Source organism: Phytobacter sp. MRY16-398, from assembly GCF_003925915.1.
Lineage (GTDB): Bacteria > Pseudomonadota > Gammaproteobacteria > Enterobacterales > Enterobacteriaceae > Phytobacter > Phytobacter diazotrophicus.
The window spans coordinates 1471696-1491937 of record NZ_AP018756.1 but is presented as its reverse complement, the minus strand read 5'-3'; the positions used below and the strand labels follow the sequence as shown (position 1 = coordinate 1491937).

The window sequence follows — 20242 nt, the reverse complement described above, 5'->3', positions numbered from 1 at the left end:
ATGAGTCACGCATTGATGTTTACCTTGCTGTTGCTCACGCCGCTGGTCATCTCCGCACTCTGCTTCCTGTGCCGTCTGCGAGGGAATGCCGCGCGCGCTCTGGTCACCACCGTGCATTTCGTCGGTATCGTCGTGCTGATGGTCGTGGCACTGTGGACGGTTGCGGAAGCTGTAACTGAGGGCGAGATATTCGCCGCCCATCGCTGGCTACATATCGACAGCTTAAGCGGGTTGTTCTTGTCGCTTCTTGGGATCATCGGTTTTATCACCGGGTTGTACTCCATTGGCTATATGCGCCATGAAGTCGATCATGGGGAAATTACCGTCGGCACCCTGTGCAACTATTACGGTTTCTTCCATCTGTTTCTCTTCACCATGCTGTTGGTGGTCACCAGTAACAACCTGATTGTCATGTGGGCAGCCATTGAGGCCACCACACTGAGTTCAGCGTTTCTGGTGGGGATTTACGGTCAGCGTTCTTCGCTGGAAGCCGCGTGGAAATACATCATTATCTGTACTGTCGGCGTCGCGTTTGGCCTGTTCGGTACGGTCCTGGTGTATGCCAATGCCGCCAGCTTTATGGTGGAGCCTGACCACGCGATTTTCTGGACCGAAGTCCTTAAAGAGAGCAGCAACCTCGACCCCACGCTGATGGTGCTGGCATTTGTCTTCGTGCTGATCGGTTTTGGGACCAAAACCGGCTTGTTCCCGATGCACGCCTGGCTGCCGGATGCCCACAGTGAAGCGCCAAGCCCGGTCAGCGCCCTGCTCTCAGCGGTGCTGCTGAACTGCGCGCTGCTGGTGCTGATTCGCTACTACATCATTATCTGCCATGCCATCGGCAGCACGTTCCCAAATACCTTACTGATGATTTTCGGCCTGCTCTCGGTGGCGGTGGCGGCGTTCTTTATCCTCGTTCAACAGGATATGAAACGCCTGCTCGCCTACTCGAGCGTGGAAAACATGGGGCTGGTGGCGGTGGCGCTCGGTATCGGCGGCCCGCTGGGTATTCTCGCCGCGCTGCTGCACACGCTGAACCATAGCCTGGCCAAAACGCTGTTGTTCTGCGGTTCCGGCAACGTGCTGCTGAAATACGGCACCCGCAATCTGGACGTGGTATGCGGCATGCTGAAAGTCATGCCGTTTACCGCAGTTCTGCTCGGTGGCGGCGCGCTGGCACTGGGCGGCATGCCCCCGTTCAATATTTTCCTCAGCGAGTTTATGACCGTCACCGCCGGGCTGGCGGCCGATCACCTGCTGGTGACTATCGTACTGCTGCTGTTGCTGACGATTGTGCTTGGCGGGCTGGTGCGCATGGTCGCCAAAGCGCTGTTTGCCGCACCGCCTCAGGAAGTCGCCAGCGGTGAGCTCGGCTGGCTCACCACAGTGCCGATGGTCATTTTGCTGGTGATGATGCTGGTGATGGGGACCCATATTCCGCAACCGGTAAGCAAAATGCTGGCAAACGCTTCTGCCATCGTGATGTCCGGTAATGATGAACAATCAACACAATTTAGTTGGCTGTGGGCGTCGTTTGATACCACCGCCGCAACCGCAACACCCGCGCGGGTTCAGGGAGAGTTAAAGTGAGTTATTTAGAGAGTGTCAGTCTCGATGCCCCTCGTGGCGGTGCCTGTCTTGCGGCGTTGAACGCGCAATTTCCCGGTGCCATTCTTGAAGAAGAGCGGCAAACTTTTGAGCAGACCACCATTACGGTAAAACTCAATCTGCTGCCGGATATTGTGCATTATCTCTATTACCAGCATGACGGCTGGTTACCGGTGTTATTCGGTAACGATGAACGTACTCTGAATGGTCATTACGCGGTCTACTACGCCCTTTCTATGGAAGGGGCGGAAAAATGCTGGATTGTGGTAAAAGCGCTGGTGGATGCCAACACGCGTGAATTCCCCTCCGTCACTCCTAAGGTGCCCGCCGCCGTCTGGGGCGAGCGTGAAATCCGCGACATGTACGGTCTGATCCCGGTAGGTCTGCCGGATCAGCGCCGTCTGGTGCTGCCGGACGACTGGCCGGACGATTTGCATCCGCTGCGTAAAGACACCATGGATTACCGTCTGCGCCCGGAGCCGACCACCGATACGGAAAACTATCCGTTTATCAACGATGGCGATAGCTCAGCGCGTATCGTGCCCATCGGCCCGCTGCATATCACGTCAGACGAACCGGGCCACTTCCGTCTGTTTGTTGATGGCGAGCGCATTGTCGATGCCGATTACCGCCTGTTCTACGTTCACCGCGGTATGGAAAAACTGGCGGAAACCCGCATGGGTTATAACGAAGTGACGTTTCTGTCAGACCGCGTCTGCGGGATATGCGGCTTCGCCCACAGCGTGGCCTACACCACCTCGGTAGAAAACGCCCTGGGTATTGTTGTGCCGCAACGCGCTCACACTATCCGCTCGGTGCTGCTGGAAGTGGAACGTCTGCACAGCCATCTGTTAAACATTGGGCTTTCCAGTCACTTCGTCGGCTTCGATACCGGTTTTATGCAATTTTTCCGCATCCGCGAAAAATCGATGACCATGGCAGAACTGCTGACCGGCTCGCGTAAAACGTATGGCCTGAATCTGATTGGCGGCGTGCGGCGCGACATCCTGAAAGAGCAGCGCATTAAAACTATCCAACTGGTGAAGGAGATGCGCGCGGAAGTCGTCCAACTGGTGGATATGCTGCTCTCAACGCCGAATATGGCACAGCGTACTCAGGGGGTTGGGGTGCTGGACCGTCAGATTGCGCGCGACTATAGCCCGGTCGGCCCGCTGATTCGCGGCAGTGGCTTTAACCGTGATCTGCGCTTTGACCATCCGTATGCCGACTACGGCAATCTGCCAAAAACCTTGTTTAGCTGGCCCGCCGGGGATGTTTTCTCGCGCGTGATGGTGCGTATCAAAGAGACGCTTGATTCCCTCTCGATGATTGAGTTTGCCCTCGACAATATGCCAGACACCGCGCTGTTAACCGAAGGGTTCAGCTACAAGCCGCATAAATTCGCACTGGGTTATGTGGAAGCACCGCGCGGCGAGGATGTGCACTGGAGCATGCTCGGCGACAACCAGAAGCTATTCCGCTGGCGCTGCCGCGCGGCGACCTATGCCAACTGGCCGGTGCTGCGCTATATGCTGCGCGGCAATACCGTTTCCGATGCGCCGTTGATTATCGGGAGTCTCGACCCCTGCTATTCCTGTACGGACCGCGTCACGCTGGTGGATGTACGTAAGCGCAAGTCCACCACCGTGCCGTACAAAGAGATCGAGCGTTACAGTATTGAACGTCGCAATTCGCCGCTGAGATAAGGAAGATACGATGCTTAAATTGTGGAAAACCATTATCAGAGCGGGCGAAGTCACGGTGAAATACCCGTTTGCGCCGCTGGAGGTCTGCCCTGGATTTCGCGGCAAACCCGAACTTAATCCTGAGCAGTGTATCGCCTGCGGCGCCTGCACCACCGCCTGCCCTGCCAACGCGCTGACGATGGAAACCCATCCGGATGACAACGCCCGCATCTGGCAACTGTTTATCGGCCGCTGCATCTACTGTGGCCGCTGCGAAGAGGTGTGCCCAACGCACGCCATTCGCCTGTCAGAGGAGTTTGAGCTGGCAGTGACCCGCAAAGAAGATCTCTACGTGCGCGCGACCTTTCGGCTGCAGCATTGCAGCGAGTGCCACGCCCCCTTTGCGCCGGAAAAATCCGTCGCCCTGGCGGCTGAATTACTGGCACTTCATCAATCGAACCCGGCGCTGGTGGAAACCCTGCGCGCCCAGGCGAATGTCTGCCCGGCATGTAAACGTCGGGCGGCACTGGAGCATCGCGGCAGCACCAACGTTCATTATTATATTGAGGAGCAAGCATGAGCGCCGATTCCCTGACGTTAAAGCAGCATGTCAGTCAGCCCATAACGCTGGATGAACAAGCGCAAAAACTCAAGCAAGTGCTGCTTCGCGATATTCAACGTTCTGCCTATGTTTACCGCGTGGACTGCGGGGGATGTAACGGCTGTGAAATTGAGATCTTCGCCGCGATCACCCCGCTGTTCGATGCCGAACGCTTCGGCATTAAAGTCGTTGCGTCACCGCGTCACGCCGACATTTTACTGTTTACCGGCGCGGTCACCCGCGCCATGCGTATGCCCGCGCTGCGTGCCTGGCATTCCGCGCCTGACCACAAAATCGCGATCTCCTATGGCGCATGCGGCGTCGGCGGCGGTATTTTTCACGATCTCTACAGCGTCTGGGGCGGCAGCGATACCATCGTCCCCATTGATGTATGGATCCCCGGCTGCCCGCCGACCCCGGCGGCAACGGTGCATGGTTTCGCCGTCGCGCTCGGCCTGCTGGAACAGAAACTGCACGCCGAAGATCATCACCAGGCTGAAAATGAAACGGCGACCGTTCGTTGGCCTGCCGTACCACTGGCCATGCGCGTTAATATCGAGCGTCTGGCGCGTCGCCTGGCAGGCTATCGCCAGGGACGTGAAATTGCCGATCACTTCTTCGCGCTGTTGACCGAAGGCGATCCACGCGAAAGTTCCGCGCGTATTAATGCCTGGTTGCAGCAGGCGGCCGATCCGCGTCTGGACACCATCGTGCAGCAACTGCGCGCCGAGATGGAGGGAAAGCATGTCTGAGAAGGGCAGCAAAGTGATGTTCTGGACGCTGCGGCAGAAATTTGTCGATGACAGCGTCAATGTCGAGGAAAAAAGCCGCCAGGTGATGTACTACTCGCTGGCCATTGGTCACCACGTGGGGGTAATTGACTGCCTCAACGTGGTGCTGGAATGTCCACTTGCCGACTACGAGCGCTGGCTTGCGCTACTGGATGAGGACGCACGTAAGAAAATGCAGGGGCTGCTCACGTTTGGCGAAATCATCATTGATGCCAGTCACGTCAATAAACTGGCCCCCGCCTTTGCTAAACTGGCAGAAGAAGCGGATGATCCCTGGCGTAGCTGGAGCCAGCTCATCTTGCAGCAATTGAAAGACATTGCCGGTGAGCCGGCGATTTATCTGATGGTGCGGCGGCTGGATTAACCATTAGTGATATCAATAAAACGTCAATTCGTATGACAATTAGCTATACGTGAAGCGGGTAACACTACAAAATAAGGGGGTATAGTAGTATACCGGGTGGCCCGCTCTCTTACCGAAGAACAATCACTTGATATGAAAAAACGGATAAGGAAGTCACATTATGTTGATTTATGACTGTTTTTTTCTGCTTTTCTGTACAATTGATTCTGGAAGGATGCAGTATCCATGATTTTACAGCATTTGCTGGAACAGAAAGATAAGGCGTCCGTCCTGCGGGCGTTCATTCCCCTACCACCTCCGTTCAGCCCCATTCAGTTTGTCGAACTTCGCCTCAGTAATTCGCGATTCTACCGCTGTTTTGACGACGGAAGCGTTGAGTTCTGCACCAGTGAATATGCCGGTTCAATCAGCGACAGCTCAAAACAGGTGATTTTACTTGCCGGAGAAACCATGGCTGAGCTGCGCTTTGTGCGCACCGATGGCGGTAAATTTTGCGAAAAAGACAGCACCATGTTTGCATGGCTGGCACGCCTCGCGGCGCAAGGTTTAGAGGGTGATATTGAGCGCGACAAGCTGGAGCAATCCGTTTCGCTGTTGCGCCAGGAGCTTGACCATGACCGGGTTCTGGTCGATATCACCAACTCGGTACTGTCTCACCTTGATATTGATGAACTGGTGGCGGATGTCTCGCGTGAAATCCACCGCTTCTTTGGCGTGGATACGGTCGCAATGGTGCTCCGCGATGCCCTGCGCTCGCGCCAGCTTATGTGGAACTCGACGGATTTCACGGTTCAGCCGCCAACAAGCCAGCAATACCCGCTACGCAGCGATAGCCAGTTGCTGCATACGGCGCTCAATGAAAATCATGCGACCCTGTTGCAAAAAAAGGACGAGCCGCAAATGTGGCTAAATGATCCCTTGCTGCAACAGTTGGAGGCGCAAGGTCTGGAGACGGTCTTTATTCTGCCGCTGGCTTTTAGCCATCAGTCCACCGGCGTACTGGTACTGGCACACCGGGATTTGTCGATTTTTAACGCACAAAACTGTCGATTACTTCGACAGATTGCCGACAGAATTGGCATTGCTGTCGATAATGCCGATGCCTATCGTAAAGTGACGCATCTGAAAGAAAACCTCAAAAACGAGAACAACAAACTTAACGAGCAAATTCTTTCCAGCCAGAGCTTTGGCGACATTATTTATCAGAGCGACGCCATGCGCGATGTGCTCCAGCAGGTCAATATTGTTGCCCTGAGTGACAGTACAGTGCTGATTCTTGGCGAAACCGGTACAGGGAAAGAGATTATTGCCCGTGCCATTCACCAGATGAGTCTGCGCAAAGATAAACCGCTGGTGAAAATCAACTGTGCCGCCATTCCGTCGACCCTGCTGGAAAGCGAACTGTTTGGTCACGATAAAGGGGCATTTACCGGCGCTATCAACACCCACCGTGGACGCTTTGAAATGGCGGATGGGGGGACGCTGTTCCTCGATGAAATCGGCGATATGCCGATTGAACTGCAACCTAAATTATTGCGTGTGCTACAGGAAAGGGAGATTGAGCGCATTGGCGGCACCCGCACCATTCCCGTTAACGTTCGGGTCATCGCCGCGACTAACCGCGACCTGAAACAGATGGTCATCGACCGGGAGTTTCGCAACGACCTGTTCTATCGCCTGAATGTGTTCCCGCTGGTGTTGCCGCCGCTGCGCGATCGCCCGGACGATATCCCGTTGCTGGTCAGGTACTTCACACAAAAACTGGCGCGCCGTTTAAACCGCCAAATCGACACCATTCCTGCCGATGCAATGCGCCAGTTGATGCGCTACGAATGGCCAGGCAACGTGCGCGAACTGGAAAATATTCTCGAACGTGCGGTCCTGCTCTCACGCGATAATACGCTGAGCCTGCATTTGAATGCGCAACCCAGTAGCATGGTGCAGCCTGTGGCCCATGATCCTTTTCCTTTTCCCCTGCCCCGCGTGGCGGAAATGATGCACACCGAGCCGCCGGAAAATGATGAAGAGGAACGTCAGCGTATTATTCAGGTGCTGCGGGAAACAAACGGTATTGTCGCCGGGCCGCGCGGTGCGGCGTCAAAATTAGGGATGAAACGTACCACGCTGTTATCACGTATGCAGCGGTTGGGTATTACCGTTCGGGAAGTATTGTAATTGAGCTTCTGAGTTTAAGTGTGAGCGAATTAACGCTTTAGAGGCGATACCGGCTAAATGGCTGGTACGCCCTATGCATATAAATGCGGGTGTCGATATTGCTCCCTCATTAATGCATAGACTCAGGAGATTCTCATGGATACCAGCAATGCTTTTGATCTGCGACTTCCCGCAGAAATGGCAAAGGTCGCCGAACAGGCAGGGTTATATAAAGTCAGCAAGAAGAAAGAACTGTCATTCTTTCTCGCGGTCACGGCTGGTGTATTTATTTCCATTGCATTCGTTTTCTATATTACCGTCACGACCGGGCCTGCCCCTGCAACCGCCCTGGCAAAACTGGCCGGCGGCGTGTGCTTCTCGCTGGGCCTAATCCTGGTGGTGGTCTGTGGCGCAGATTTGTTCACCTCGACAGTATTGACGGTGATGGCAAAAGCCAGCGGGCTAATAAGCTGGCGACAGTTAATTATCAACTGGATAATTGTCTATTTCGGTAACCTTGTCGGTGCCCTGTTTTTTGTCGCGCTGATTTGGTTTGCCGGGCAATATATGAGTGGCAATGGTCTTTGGGGATTAAATGTATTACAGACCGCCGACCATAAAATGCATCACACCTTCATTGAAGCCGTTTGCCTGGGGACGCTATGTAATTTAATGGTATGCCTGGCTGTGTGGATGAGTTATTCCGGGCATACGCTAACCGATAAAATTATGGCGATGCTGTTGCCTATCGGTATGTTTGTCGCCAGCGGCTTCGAACACAGCATCGCGAATATGTTTTTGATCCCGCTTTCTATTGTTATTCGTTATTTTGCACCCGAAGGATTCTGGACCAGCATTCACGCCAGCCCGGAAAATTTTCCGGCATTGACAGTCAGCAATTTTATCACGGCCAATCTGATCCCGGTGACGATAGGTAATATTATCGGCGGCGGGCTGCTGGTGGGGATTACTTACTGGATTATCTATTTGCGTAACCAAAATAACGGCCACTAACCGCGTCCCTGATGGCGCTGCGCTTATCAGGGCTACGATTGGTAGCCTCGCTAAGCACCGCGCCAGCGGGGAAGACATCACGTCAGACGTGATGGTCGTCAACCACCACGGTATCTGGCCATGCGTGAATCACTGCCTGCACCAGCGTCGCCAGCGGGATGGCGAAGAACACCCCCCAGAACCCCCACAGACCGCCAAAGATAATTACCGACAGGATAATGACCAACGGGTGCAGGTTAACCGCTTCGGAAAACAGTAACGGCACAAGCAGGTTGCCATCCAGCCCCTGGATTATCAGGTAGACAGCAAAACAGCTCCAGAACTCGGTGCCCGCACCAAACTGAAACAGCGCCACGCCAATCACCGGAATGGTGACCACAAACGCGCCGATGTAAGGAATCAGCACCGAGAACCCCACCAGCACCGCCAGCAGCAATGAATAGTTAAGGCCAAAGAGCTGAAAACCTAACCAGGTGGCAACACCGACGACAACCATCTCCAGCACTTTGCCGCGAATGTAGTTGGTTATCTGCTGGTTCATCTCTTTCCAGACCTGCCCTGCCAGCCCACGGTTACGCGGTAAGACGCGGCGCACCGCATTGAGCATCTGTTCTTTATCCTTCACCAGGAAGAAGACCATCAGAGGCACCAGGACCAGATAGACCGCCAGCGTCAGCAGCCCGACCAGCGATGCAAGGGAGTATTTCACCACCGAATCGCCCATGCCCAGCATCCGGGCACGCATGTTTTCTGCCATTGCATCGATGATGCCCGCATCCATTAACATCGGATAACGTCGTGGCAGCGTGGCGGCATAATCGGAAAGTTTATTGAGCATACCCGGCATGTCGCGAATCAGATTCATCCCCTGCTGCCAGGCAACCGGCATCACAACAAATGCCATAATCATCAGGATGCCGACAAACAGTAGCAGCACCATCGTGGCGGCCCAGCGGCGGGAGAAACCGACTCTTTCCAGACGGACGGTTGGCCATTCGAGAAGATAGGCCAGCACGATGGCAACCAGCAGCGGCGCAAGAAGACCGCTAAAAAAGAAGAGAATGACAAAACCTGCCAGCAAAATGACCAGCAGCGCGATCGCTTCCGGGTCGCTAAAGCGACGGCGATACCACTGCATCAACAATTCAAGCATATGTTCCTTCCAGGAGCCGGATTGACCGGTGTGAGTTCAGGAATTGTATCGAAATGTCACAAAAAAGACTTCGCTTTTCGTCGCCTTTACAGGAAACATGATGAGCGGGCAAAAAGGTGTTATTCCCCCATCAGGGGGGATAAACTCTCTGTTTTATTTCGCCGGAACGAACCCCGGCTCGTCAGGTCAAATGATTACCCGAATAATTACAGGATTGAGGTTATGTTCAGGCAGTTGAAAAAAACGCTGGTCGCAACCCTTATCGCCACGCTGACGCTCGGCCAGATGATGCCCGCGTTTGCGGATTCTGCAGACAGTCTGCCCGATATGGGAACCTCCGCAGGAAGCACCCTGTCCATTGGTCAGGAAATGCAAATGGGCGACTATTATGTTCGCCAGCTGCGCGGCAGTGCGCCGCTGATCAACGACCCTTTACTGGTTCAGTACATCAACGGACTGGGCATGCGCCTGGTCTCGCATGCGAACTCGGTAAAGACCCCGTTTCATTTCTACTTAGTCAATAATGACGAAATCAACGCCTTTGCTTTCTTTGGCGGCAACGTGGTGCTGCATTCAGCGCTGTTTCGCTATGCGGATAACGAAAGCCAACTGGCGTCGGTGATGGCGCACGAAATTTCCCACGTGACCCAGCGCCATCTGGCGCGTGCCATGGAAGATCAGAAGCGTAGCGCCCCCCTGACCTGGGCTGGCGCGCTCGGCTCCATTCTGTTAGCCATGGCAAGCCCGCAGGCCGGGATGGCGGCGCTCACCGGTACACTGGCCGGTACGCAGCAGGGCATGATCACCTTTACGCAGCAGAACGAACAGGAAGCGGACCGCATCGGGATTCAGGTTTTGCAACGCTCCGGTTTCGATCCACAGGCAATGCCAACTTTCCTGGAAAAGCTGCTTGATCAATCACGCTACGCCTCTCGTCCACCGGAAATTTTGCTGACCCACCCCTTACCGGAAAGCCGTCTTGCCGATGCGCGTAACCGCGCCAACCAGATGCGCCCGGTGGTCGTGCAATCCTCCGAAGAATTTTACCTGGCCAAAGCCAGAGCCCTGGGGATGTATAACTCCGGGCGTAATCAGCTCACCAGCGATATGTTAGATGCCTGGGCAAAAGGCAATGTACGCGAGCAGCATGCCGCGCAATATGGTCGCGCCCTGCAGGCAATGGAGGCGAAGAACTTCGCCGACGCCGCTAAAACACTGCAACCCCTGCTGAGCGCCAATCCGACAAATGCCTGGTATATCGACCTGGCGACCGACATTGATTTAGGGCAGAACAAAAACAACGAAGCGATTAACCGTCTGAAAAATGCGGCGGAAATTAAAACCAACCCGGTATTGCAGCTTAACCTGGCAAACGCCTATCTGAGCAGCGGTCAGGCTGCCGCGGCAGAGGCGATACTCAATCGTTATACCTTTAACTGGAAGGACGATGTAAACGGCTGGGAGCTGCTGGCGCAAGCGGAAGCCACATTAGGCCATCGCGATGAAGAGCTGGCGGCGCGTGCCGAAGGGCTGGCGCTGACGGGTAAGCTCGATCAGGCCATTACGCTGCTGGGGAGCGCCAGTTCGCAGGTCAAATTGGGCAGTCTGCAGCAGGCCCGTTACGATGCGCGTATCGATCAGCTTCGTCAGTTGCAGAAAACGTTCCGCCCGTATCAGAAGATGTAACAAGGAGAACCGATGACAGACGCGGTGAAGATTTACCACAACCCTCGCTGCTCCAAGAGCCGCGATACCCTCAGCCTGCTGAAAGCCAACGGCATTGATCCGCAGGTTGTTCTGTATCTGGAAACGCCGCCGGATGCCGACACGCTTAAAGCGCTGTTGAAAATGCTGGGGATGACCAGCGCGCGGGAGCTGATGCGCCAGAAAGAAGATCTCTATAAATCACTGGGACTGGGGGATAGCCATCTCTCAGAAGAGGCGCTGTTGCAGGCGCTGCTTGATAACCCCAAACTGATGGAGCGTCCGATCGTGGTGGCGAACGGTAAGGCGCGCATTGGTCGCCCGCCAGAGCAGGTCCTTGAGATCGTCTATTAATACCACGGGCCCGCAGGTGCGATACTTGCCGGGCCTACAGTTTCAGAATGTCTTTTACGAAGGGAATGGTCAGCTTACGCTGGGCAGTAATAGACGCGCGATCGAGCTGATCGAGCGTGTCAAAGAGCGTGCGCATTTCGCGATCCAGTCGCTTGAGCAGAAAACGTCCCACATCTTCCGGCAACTCAAACCCGCGCAGCCGCGCACGCAGTTGGAGCGCCTGCAGTTTGTCTTCATCAGAGAGCGGTTGCAGCTTGTAGATTTGCCCCCAGTCCAGGCGCGACGCCAGGTCGGGCAACCCCAGATTCAACTGCCGTGGCGGACGATCGCCGGTGATCAGTAACCGCGTTTTGCCTGATTCCAGAATACGGTTATAGAGATTGAAGATGGCCATCTCCCAGGGTTCATCGCCTGCGACACACTCGATATTATCGATACAGACCAGCGAGAGATGTTCCATTCCTTCAAGCACTTCCGGTACAAACCAGGTGCGCTTATCAAGCGGCACATAGCCGACCGCATCACCACGCTGAGAGAGTTCAGCGCAGGCAGCATGAAGCAGGTGACTACGTCCTGCCCCTTCACGCGACCAGAAATAGATGTATCCGCTATGATCCTGGCGTAGGACATTTTGCAACGCCGCCAGCAAAGAAGGGTTATCGCCCGGCCAGAAACTCGCAAAAGTTTCATCGTCAGGAAGATAGAGTGGCAGGGAAAGCTGCGCCGGTGTGTTCAGACGTACCTCAACAGGGCTTTAAAAAACGCGGTAAGTTTATCATAAAACTTTACCGCGTTTGAACCGGGCATGACACCCGGTTTGCAGAGCGACAATTAATGCTGATTTGCTTCGCTGTCTTCGGCGTCCAGTACCACTTCTTCCGGACGCAGGACACTGATCAATTTGAAGATCAGGCTCAGCGCAACACCCACGATAGTCGCCAGCGCCATCCCTTTCAGTTCAGCCGCGCCAATGTGCACTTTCGCGCCGCTGACGCCGATGATCAGAATGACGGAGGTCAGGATCAAGTTTTGCGCTTTGCTGTAATCCACTTTGGATTCGATCAGCACGCGAATACCGGATGCGCCGATCACCCCGTACAGCAGCAGAGAGACACCGCCCATCACCGGTACCGGGATAATCTGAATTGCCGCCGCCAGTTTCCCTACGCAGGAGAGCAGAATCGCGATGATAGCCGCGCCACCGATAACCCAGGTACTGTAGACGCGGGTGATCGCCATAACGCCAATGTTCTCACCATAGGTGGTGTTCGGCGTTGAGCCGAAGAAACCGGAAATAATGGTTGAGAAGCCATTGGCAAACATGGAACGGTGCAGGCCCGGGTCACGGATCAGATCGCGTTTCACGATATTGGCGGTAACGACCAGATGGCCCACATGCTCAGCAATAACCACCAGCGCCGCAGGCAGAATGGTGAAGATAGCAAACCATTCGAAACGCGGCGTGTAGAAGGTTGGCAGCGCGAACCAGTGCGCATTGGCAATCGGCGTGGTATCAACAACACCCATTGCAAACGACAGCGCATAACCGGCCAGCACGCCGATCAGAATCGGGATTATCGCCATAAAACCACGGAACAATACGGAACCAAACACGGTCACACCCAGCGTGACCAGCGAGATGAGCACGGTTCTGGAATCCGCAGACTGACCATCCGCAGGCAGCAGACCGGCCATATTGGCCGCAACACCGGCCAGCTCCAGACCGATGACGGCAACGATTGCGCCCATTGCCGCAGGCGGGAACATCACGTCCAGCCAGCCGGTGCCTGCTTTCTTCACGATGAAGGAAACAATGCAGAACAGCACGCCGCACATAATAAAACCACCCAGCGCCACTTCGTAGCCCAGCGGCAGAAGCAGCAGTACCGGCGAAATAAACGCAAAGCTCGATCCCAGATAAGCCGGGATTTTGCCCTTACAGATAAAGAGATAAAGCAGCGTTCCGATACCGTTAAATAACAGTACGGTGGCCGGGTTAATATGAAACAGGATTGGCACCAGCACGGTTGCGCCAAACATAGCGAACAAGTGCTGCAAACTAAGCGGGATTGTCTGTAAAAGCGGCGGTCTTTCACTCACCCCGATAGCACGGCGCGTCATAGTGTTTTCCTCTGAGTGTTGTTGTTTATCCCCTTCACACGTCAAGACGCTGGTGCGTTGGCCGTACTCGTCCACCCGAATCACTTATTTACGTAAGATCATCAGGATTCGCTCGCTTGTCCTTGCCGGCAACTCGACGTGATTAGGGTATATGTTCCGCTCATCACCCATCCCGCAGTGTTGTGGACTGCGGGATGAAATCAGGCGGATTCTGTTCTGGTTTACGCCAAAAAAAAGCCGACTTTCAAAGTCGGCTTTTGATTTTTAAAGCATTTATTTCGTACCAAAGATTTTGTCGCCGGCATCGCCGAGGCCCGGAATAATGTATCCGTGCTCATTGAGGCCCTTGTCGATGGACGCGGTATACAGCTCAACGTCCGGGTGCGCTTTCTCCAGCGCGGCGAGGCCTTCCGGGGCAGCAACCAGCACCAGCACTTTGATGCTGTGGCAGCCTGCGTTTTTCAGCAGGTCGATGGTGGCAATCATAGAACCGCCCGTTGCCAGCATCGGGTCAACGACCAGCGCCATACGCTCGTCGATGTTAGAAACCAGTTTCTGGAAATACGGCACCGGCTCCAGGGTCTCTTCATTACGATAGATACCCACCACGCTGATGCGCGCGCTCGGAACGTGTTCCAGCACCCCTTCCATCATGCCCAGACCGGCACGCAGAATAGGTACTACGGTGATTTTTTTGCCTTTGATTTGTTCGACTTCTACCGGGCCGTTCCAGCCTTCGATAGTCACACGTTCCGTTTCCAGATCGGCAGTCGCTTCATAGGTCAGCAGACTACCGACTTCCGAGGCGAGTTCACGAAAGCGTTTGGTGCTGATGTCATTTTCACGCATCAGGCCCAGCTTGTGTTTGACGAGTGGGTGTTTTACTTCCACGACCTTCATACTCTTCTCCTTCCCCAAAACGGTGGCAGCCACAAAAAAAATCGCCGGATTATACCGCTTTTTCTCCGCCACGCTACAGGTGCGGCGTTGATCCGGATCAAACAGACTGGAAAAGAGTATACCGTAAGAATCCCCGGCGGCCTGAAATAATGGACTCGCAAACGTTTGCCTTCACTGTTAGAATTGCGCCGAATTTTATTTCCAAAACCTGATTAGTTCGGGTAACAGCCTGAAATATGACGGGTGAACCGCAAGCAAACGCGTGGGGACTCAAGCAGTGACCGATAAAACCTCTCTTAGCTACAAAGATGCCGGTGTTGATATTGACGCAGGTAATGCTCTGGTTGACCGAATCAAAGGTGTGGTGAAGAAAACTCGTCGTCCGGAAGTGATGGGCGGTCTGGGTGGCTTCGGCGCGCTGTGCGCATTGCCGCAAAAATATCGTGAACCAGTACTGGTTTCCGGCACTGACGGCGTAGGTACCAAACTGCGTCTGGCGATGGATCTGAAACGCCACGACAGCATCGGCATCGACCTGGTCGCCATGTGTGTGAATGACCTGGTCGTTCAGGGCGCAGAGCCGCTGTTTTTCCTCGATTATTACGCAACAGGCAAACTGGATGTCGACACCGCAGCCAGCGTGATTAACGGTATCGCGGAAGGCTGCCTGCAGTCTGGCTGTGCGCTGGTTGGCGGCGAAACCGCCGAAATGCCGGGCATGTACCACGGCGAAGACTACGATGTTGCCGGTTTCTGCGTTGGCGTTGTTGAAAAATCCGAGATTATTGACGGTTCCAAAGTGGCCGACGGCGATGTGCTGATTGCACTGGCGTCCAGCGGTCCGCACTCTAACGGCTACTCCCTGGTGCGTAAAGTCATCGAAGTGAGCGGTTGCGATCCTGAAACGACACAGCTTGAAGGAAAATCCCTCGCGGATCACCTGCTGACTCCGACCCGCATCTACGTGAAATCGATCCTTGAGCTGATTGAAAACGTAGATGTGCACGCCATCGCCCACCTGACCGGCGGCGGCTTCTGGGAAAACATCCCGCGCGTGCTGCCAGACAATACCCAGGCGGTGATCGACGAGTCCTCCTGGCAATGGCCGGCCGTCTTTAACTGGCTGCAAACGGCGGGCAATGTCAGCCGTCACGAGATGTATCGCACCTTTAACTGTGGTGTCGGTATGGTTATCGCCCTGCCAGCTGATGAAGCAGATAAGGCCATCGCATTCCTGAATGCCAAAGGTGAAAACGCGTGGAAAATCGGTAATATCAAAGCATCCGATTCCAGTGAACGCGTGGTCATCGAATGAAAAACATTGTGGTGCTCATTTCCGGCAACGGAAGCAACTTGCAGGCAATAATTGATGCCTGCAAGCAGAAGAAAATCAATGGCACCATCCGGGCAGTATTCAGTAACAAGGCCGATGCGTTCGGCCTTGAGCGTGCGCGGGAAGCCAACATTCCCGCCCATGCGCTTCTTGCCTCTCAGTTTGCCAGTCGCGAAGCGTTTGACCGCGAACTGATGCAGGAGATTGACGCTTACGCCCCGGATATCGTTGTGCTGGCTGGCTACATGCGTATCCTCAGCCCGGACTTCGTGGCACATTACGCCGGTCGCCTTATCAATATTCACCCTTCCCTGCTGCCTAAATATCCCGGTTTACACACCCACCGCCAGGTACTGGAGAACGGTGATGACGTTCACGGCACCACCGTGCATTTTGTTACCGACGAACTGGACGGCGGCCCGGTGATTTTACAGGCACAGGTGCCGGTGTTTGAGGGCGATACCGAAGAAGACGTGACCGCCCGCGTCCAGACTCAGGAGCATGCGATTTATCCGCTGGTCGTGAGTTGGTTTGTCGATGGCCGTCTGGCTATGCAAGAAAACAAAGCCTGGCTTGATGGCGTTTGCCTGCCAGAACAGGGCTACGCGGCCGAGTAAGCGAATCTTTTCTTTGCCTGCGCGTAACATATCGTTGCGCGCAACACCTTTCTGCGGGTAAAACCGGATTACTGTCATACTTATCTGTCACAGTTGGACATCTAATGGCAAAGCTCGCCATAATATGGGTGTCACTCAAACGAACGCCAACACGTTTACCTGCACACGAGGACACAGCCATAGCGAGAAGGAATTGCCGTGTCCCGAGAGTTAACCGGAGTGTAAGTTGTAATGGGTCAGGAAAAGCTATATCTGGAAAAAGAACTAAGTTGGTTGTGCTTTAACGAGCGCGTTCTGCAGGAAGCGGCGGATAAGAGTAACCCGCTCATTGAACGCATGCGCTTTTTAGGGATTTATTCCAACAACCTTGATGAATTCTATAAAGTTCGCTTCGCAGAACTTAAACGCCGCATCATTATTAGCGAAGAACAAGGACAAGGCACCAACACCCATTCACGCCACCTGCTGGGTAAAATACAGGCCCGCGTACTGAAAGCCGATCAGGAATTTGACGGTCTGTATAACGAACTCCTGCTGGAAATGGCACGTAATCAGATCTTTTTGATTAACGAACGCCAGCTTTCCGCCAATCAGCAAAACTGGCTGCGCCACTACTTCCGACAGTATCTGCGCCAGCACATCACGCCGACACTGATTAATCGCGAAACCAATCTGATTCGCTTCTTAAAAGACGACTACACCTACCTGGCGGTGGAAATCATCCGTGGCGATGATATCCGCTACGCCCTGCTGGAAATTCCGTCTGATAAAGTGCCGCGTTTTGTAAACCTGCCGCCGGAAGCGCCGCGCCGTCGCAAGCCGATGATCCTGCTGGATAATATCCTGCGTTATTGCCTGGATGATATCTTCAAAGGCTTCTTTGATTACGACGCGCTGAACGCCTACTCGATGAAAATGACCCGTGACGCCGAATACGATCTGGTGCACGAGATGGAATCGAGTCTGATGGAGCTGATGTCTTCAAGCCTGAAACAGCGTCTGACGGCAGAGCCGGTACGCTTTGTTTATCAGCGTGATATGCCGGATGCCATGGTTGAGATGCTGCGCGAGAAGCTGACCATTTCCCGCTACGACTCCATTATTCCGGGCGGTCGCTACCACAACTTTAAAGACTTCATCAGCTTCCCGAACGTCGGGAAAGCAAACCTGGTGAACAAGCCATTACCGCGCCTGCGCCATGTCTGGTTTGATAAGTTCCGCAACGGCTTTGATGCCATTCGCGAGCGCGATGTGCTGCTCTATTATCCGTATCACACCTTCGAGCACGTGCTGGAACTGCTGCGCCAGGCGTCGTTTGACCCAAGCGTGCTGGCAATTAAAATCAATATTTATCGCGTGGCGAAAGACTCGCGCATCATCGACTCCATGATCCACGCCGCCCATAACGGCAAGAAAGTGACCGTGGTGGTTGAGCTGCAGGCGCGTTTCGATGAAGAGGCTAACATCCACTGGGCGAAGCGTCTGACCGAAGCCGGTGTGCAGGTTATCTTCTCGGCGCCGGGGCTGAAAATCCACGCCAAGCTGTTCCTGGTGTCGCGTATGGAAAACGACGAAGTGGTGCGTTACGCTCATATCGGTACCGGCAACTTTAACGAAAAGACCGCGCGTATCTATACCGACTACTCATTGCTGACCGCAGATGCGCGTATCACCAATGAAGTGCGCCGGGTCTTTAACTTTATTGAGAACCCGTACCGTCCGGTGAATTTCGATTATTTGATGGTTTCGCCGCAAAACTCGCGCGATCTGCTCTACAAAATGATCGATACCGAAATTGCCAATGCGCAGAAAGGCATTCCTTCGGGCATTACGCTAAAAATCAACAACCTGGTGGATAAAGGCCTGGTTGATCGGCTGTATACGGCCTCCAGTTCTGGCGTGCCGGTGAATTTGCTGGTGCGCGGTATGTGCTCGCTTATCCCTGAACTGGAAGGCATCAGCGATAATATTCGCGTAATTAGCATTGTTGACCGTTTCCTTGAACACGATCGCATCTATATTTTTGAGAATGGCGGCGATAAAAAAGTGTATCTGTCGTCTGCTGACTGGATGACGCGAAACATCGATTACCGTATTGAAGTAGCGGCGCCGTTGCTCGATCCGCGCCTTAAACAGCAGGTACTGGATATCATTGATCTTCTGTTCAGTGATACCGTCAAAGCACGCTACGTCGATAAAGAGCTCAGTAATCGATATGTGCCGCGCGGCAACCGCCGCAAAGTACGCGCACAGCTCGCGATTCATGAATATCTGACATCACTTGAACAGTCTGACTAATCTATGCCGATAAATGAAAAGACAGCACGACCGCAGGAATTTGCTGCGGTCGACCTGGGTTCGAACAGTTTTCATATGGTGATTGCCCGCGTTGTTGATGGCGCCATGCAGATCATTGGCCGTCTGAAACAACGCGTACATCTGGCGGATGGCCTCGACAGCAATAATATGCTGAGTGAAGAGGCTATGGAGCGCGGTCTCGCGTGTCTGTCGCTGTTCGCAGAACGCCTGCAAGGTTTTGATCCTTCAAGCGTGTGTATTGTAGGGACCCACACGTTGCGCCAGGCGCTCAACGCACCGGAGTTTCTTAAACGGGCAGAAAAGGTTATTCCCTACCCTATCGAAATCATCGCGGGTAATGAAGAAGCGCGCCTGATTTTTATGGGCGTTGAACATACGCAGCCGGAAAAAGGCCGCAAGCTGGTTATTGATATCGGCGGCGGTTCTACCGAACTGGTCATTGGCGAAGATTTTGAACCCAAACTGGTGGAAAGCCGTCGTATGGGCTGCGTCAGCTTCGCGCAGCTTTATTTTGCGGGCGGAACAATCAATGCGGAAAACTTCCAGCGTGCCCGCGTTGCCGCAACGCAGAAACTGGAAACGCTGGCCTGGCAGTTCCGTATTCAGGGCTGGGACGTCGCGCTTGGCGCGTCCGGCAGTATCAAAGCGGCCCATGAAGTGCTACTGGCGTTAGGGGAAAAGGACGGCATTATCACGCCTGAGCGCCTCAAAAAACTGGTCGCCGAAGTTGTGAAGTTCAAAAACTTCGACGAACTGAGCTTGCCGGGTCTGTCCGACGAACGTAAAGCGGTCTTCGTTCCAGGTCTGGCAATTCTCTGCGGGGTATTTGACGCGCTGGCAATTAATGAACTTCGCCTCTCAGACGGTGCGCTGCGCGAAGGCGTGCTGTATGAAATGGAAGGCCGTTTCCGTCATCAGGATATTCGCAGCCGTACGGCGCAGAGCCTTGCGAATCAGTACAATATCGACCGCGAACAGGCGCGTCGCGTGCTGGAAACCACCATGCATATGTACGATCAGTGGCAGGCGCAAAATCCGAAGCTCATTAACCCGCAACTGGCGGCGCTACTGAAATGGGCAGCCATGCTGCATGAAGTCGGTTTAAATATTAACCACAGCGGTATGCATCGTCATTCGGCTTATATCCTGCAAAACAGCGATCTGCCGGGCTATAACCAGGAGCAGCAACTGATGATGGCCACGCTGGTGCGCTATCACCGCAAAGCGATCAAGCTGGATGACTTACCGCGCTTCACGTTGTTTAAGAAAAAGCACTATCTGCCGTTAATTCAGCTTTTACGCCTTGGGGTGTTGCTGAATAACCAGCGGCAGGCGACAACGACGCCACCAACCCTGCGTCTTACGACCGATGATAACCACTGGACGCTGAGCTTCCCGCACGACTGGTTCAGCCAGAATGCACTGGTTCTCTTCGACCTGGAACGGGAACAGGAGTACTGGGAAGCCGTCACCGGCTGGCGACTCAAAGTTGAAGAAGAGCAGTCGCCCGGCGTAGCGGCATAA

17 protein-coding genes are annotated in these 20242 nt (G+C 54.2%); 13 read left to right on the top strand and 4 right to left on the bottom strand.

All coding sequences use genetic code 11. The annotated features are described in order from the left end of the window. The 7 genes from MRY16398_RS07260 (at nucleotide 1) to focA (ending at nucleotide 8217) form a co-directional block, all read left to right on the top strand. A complete protein-coding gene (locus MRY16398_RS07260; protein ID WP_039079700.1) occupies nucleotides 1–1590 on the top strand; it encodes a hydrogenase 4 subunit F in 1590 nt (529 codons plus the stop codon). Then, on the top strand, nucleotides 1587–3314 hold the full coding sequence (locus tag MRY16398_RS07255) for a hydrogenase large subunit (RefSeq protein WP_125124090.1): 1728 nt from the start codon (nucleotides 1587–1589) through the stop codon (nucleotides 3312–3314). Before MRY16398_RS07260 ends, MRY16398_RS07255 begins: the two co-directional genes overlap by 4 nt. A gap of 10 nt (nucleotides 3315–3324) precedes the next feature. Further along, entirely contained in the window at nucleotides 3325–3873 is a 549-nt protein-coding gene (gene hyfH / locus MRY16398_RS07250; RefSeq protein WP_039079698.1) for a hydrogenase 4 subunit H, read from the top strand. Then, nucleotides 3870–4646 carry an NADH-quinone oxidoreductase subunit B family protein gene (locus tag MRY16398_RS07245; RefSeq protein ID WP_071193407.1) on the top strand — a complete coding sequence of 259 codons (777 nt, stop codon included), beginning with the start codon at nucleotides 3870–3872 and terminating at the stop codon, nucleotides 4644–4646. Before hyfH ends, MRY16398_RS07245 begins: the two co-directional genes overlap by 4 nt. Next, nucleotides 4639–5049: a formate hydrogenlyase maturation HycH family protein gene (locus MRY16398_RS07240; protein WP_039079696.1), complete on the top strand. Its 411-nt coding sequence runs from the start codon at nucleotides 4639–4641 to the stop codon at nucleotides 5047–5049. The genes MRY16398_RS07245 and MRY16398_RS07240 overlap by 8 nt, the downstream gene beginning before the upstream one ends. Nucleotides 5050–5274: 225 nt before the next feature. Continuing rightward, a complete protein-coding gene (locus tag MRY16398_RS07235) occupies nucleotides 5275–7224 on the top strand; it encodes a sigma 54-interacting transcriptional regulator (protein WP_108700847.1) in 1950 nt (649 codons plus the stop codon). Between the two features lie 135 nt (nucleotides 7225–7359). Next, on the top strand, nucleotides 7360–8217 hold the full coding sequence (gene focA, locus MRY16398_RS07230; RefSeq protein ID WP_039079694.1) for a formate transporter FocA: 858 nt from the start codon (nucleotides 7360–7362) through the stop codon (nucleotides 8215–8217). Between the two features lie 82 nt (nucleotides 8218–8299). Here the strand turns inward: focA and MRY16398_RS07225 are convergent, their stop codons facing one another. Then, nucleotides 8300–9370: an AI-2E family transporter gene (locus MRY16398_RS07225; RefSeq protein WP_108700846.1), complete on the bottom strand. Its 1071-nt coding sequence runs from the start codon at nucleotides 9368–9370 to the stop codon at nucleotides 8300–8302. A 222-nt stretch (nucleotides 9371–9592) separates the two neighbouring features. On the opposite strand from MRY16398_RS07225, the gene bepA reads away from it, so the two are divergent. Further along, nucleotides 9593–11056, top strand: a complete 1464-nt coding sequence (bepA, locus tag MRY16398_RS07220; RefSeq protein WP_039079692.1) for a beta-barrel assembly-enhancing protease — start codon at nucleotides 9593–9595, stop codon at nucleotides 11054–11056. Nucleotides 11057–11068: 12 nt separating this feature from the next. After that, nucleotides 11069–11428: an arsenate reductase (glutaredoxin) gene (arsC, locus tag MRY16398_RS07215; RefSeq protein WP_039079691.1), complete on the top strand. Its 360-nt coding sequence runs from the start codon at nucleotides 11069–11071 to the stop codon at nucleotides 11426–11428. A gap of 34 nt (nucleotides 11429–11462) precedes the next feature. Here the strand turns inward: arsC and MRY16398_RS07210 are convergent, their stop codons facing one another. The 3 genes from MRY16398_RS07210 to upp all read right to left on the bottom strand — a co-directional run bounded on the left by MRY16398_RS07210 (nucleotide 11463) and on the right by upp (nucleotide 14449). Then, nucleotides 11463–12164 (bottom strand): DnaA inactivator Hda, encoded by a 702-nt coding sequence (locus MRY16398_RS07210; protein WP_064572411.1) that lies wholly within the window; start codon nucleotides 12162–12164, stop codon nucleotides 11463–11465. 95 nt (nucleotides 12165–12259) lie between these two features. Continuing rightward, nucleotides 12260–13549: a uracil permease gene (gene uraA / locus MRY16398_RS07205; protein WP_039079689.1), complete on the bottom strand. Its 1290-nt coding sequence runs from the start codon at nucleotides 13547–13549 to the stop codon at nucleotides 12260–12262. A 273-nt stretch (nucleotides 13550–13822) separates the two neighbouring features. Beyond that, the gene (upp, locus tag MRY16398_RS07200; RefSeq protein WP_039079688.1) at nucleotides 13823–14449 is read right to left on the bottom strand and encodes a uracil phosphoribosyltransferase; all 627 of its coding nucleotides are present in this window, start codon (nucleotides 14447–14449) and stop codon (nucleotides 13823–13825) included. Between the two features lie 277 nt (nucleotides 14450–14726). Between upp and purM the strand changes: the two genes are divergently transcribed. The 4 genes from purM to ppx all read left to right on the top strand — a co-directional run bounded on the left by purM (nucleotide 14727) and on the right by ppx (nucleotide 20242). Next, a complete protein-coding gene (purM, locus tag MRY16398_RS07195) occupies nucleotides 14727–15764 on the top strand; it encodes a phosphoribosylformylglycinamidine cyclo-ligase (RefSeq protein WP_125124089.1) in 1038 nt (345 codons plus the stop codon). Beyond that, nucleotides 15761–16399, top strand: a complete 639-nt coding sequence (purN, locus tag MRY16398_RS07190) for a phosphoribosylglycinamide formyltransferase (RefSeq protein ID WP_071193410.1) — start codon at nucleotides 15761–15763, stop codon at nucleotides 16397–16399. The genes purM and purN overlap by 4 nt, the downstream gene beginning before the upstream one ends. A 231-nt stretch (nucleotides 16400–16630) precedes the next feature. Continuing rightward, nucleotides 16631–18697 carry a polyphosphate kinase 1 gene (ppk1, locus tag MRY16398_RS07185; protein ID WP_039079685.1) on the top strand — a complete coding sequence of 689 codons (2067 nt, stop codon included), beginning with the start codon at nucleotides 16631–16633 and terminating at the stop codon, nucleotides 18695–18697. A 3-nt stretch (nucleotides 18698–18700) separates the two neighbouring features. Next, nucleotides 18701–20242 (top strand): exopolyphosphatase, encoded by a 1542-nt coding sequence (gene ppx, locus MRY16398_RS07180; RefSeq protein ID WP_039079684.1) that lies wholly within the window; start codon nucleotides 18701–18703, stop codon nucleotides 20240–20242.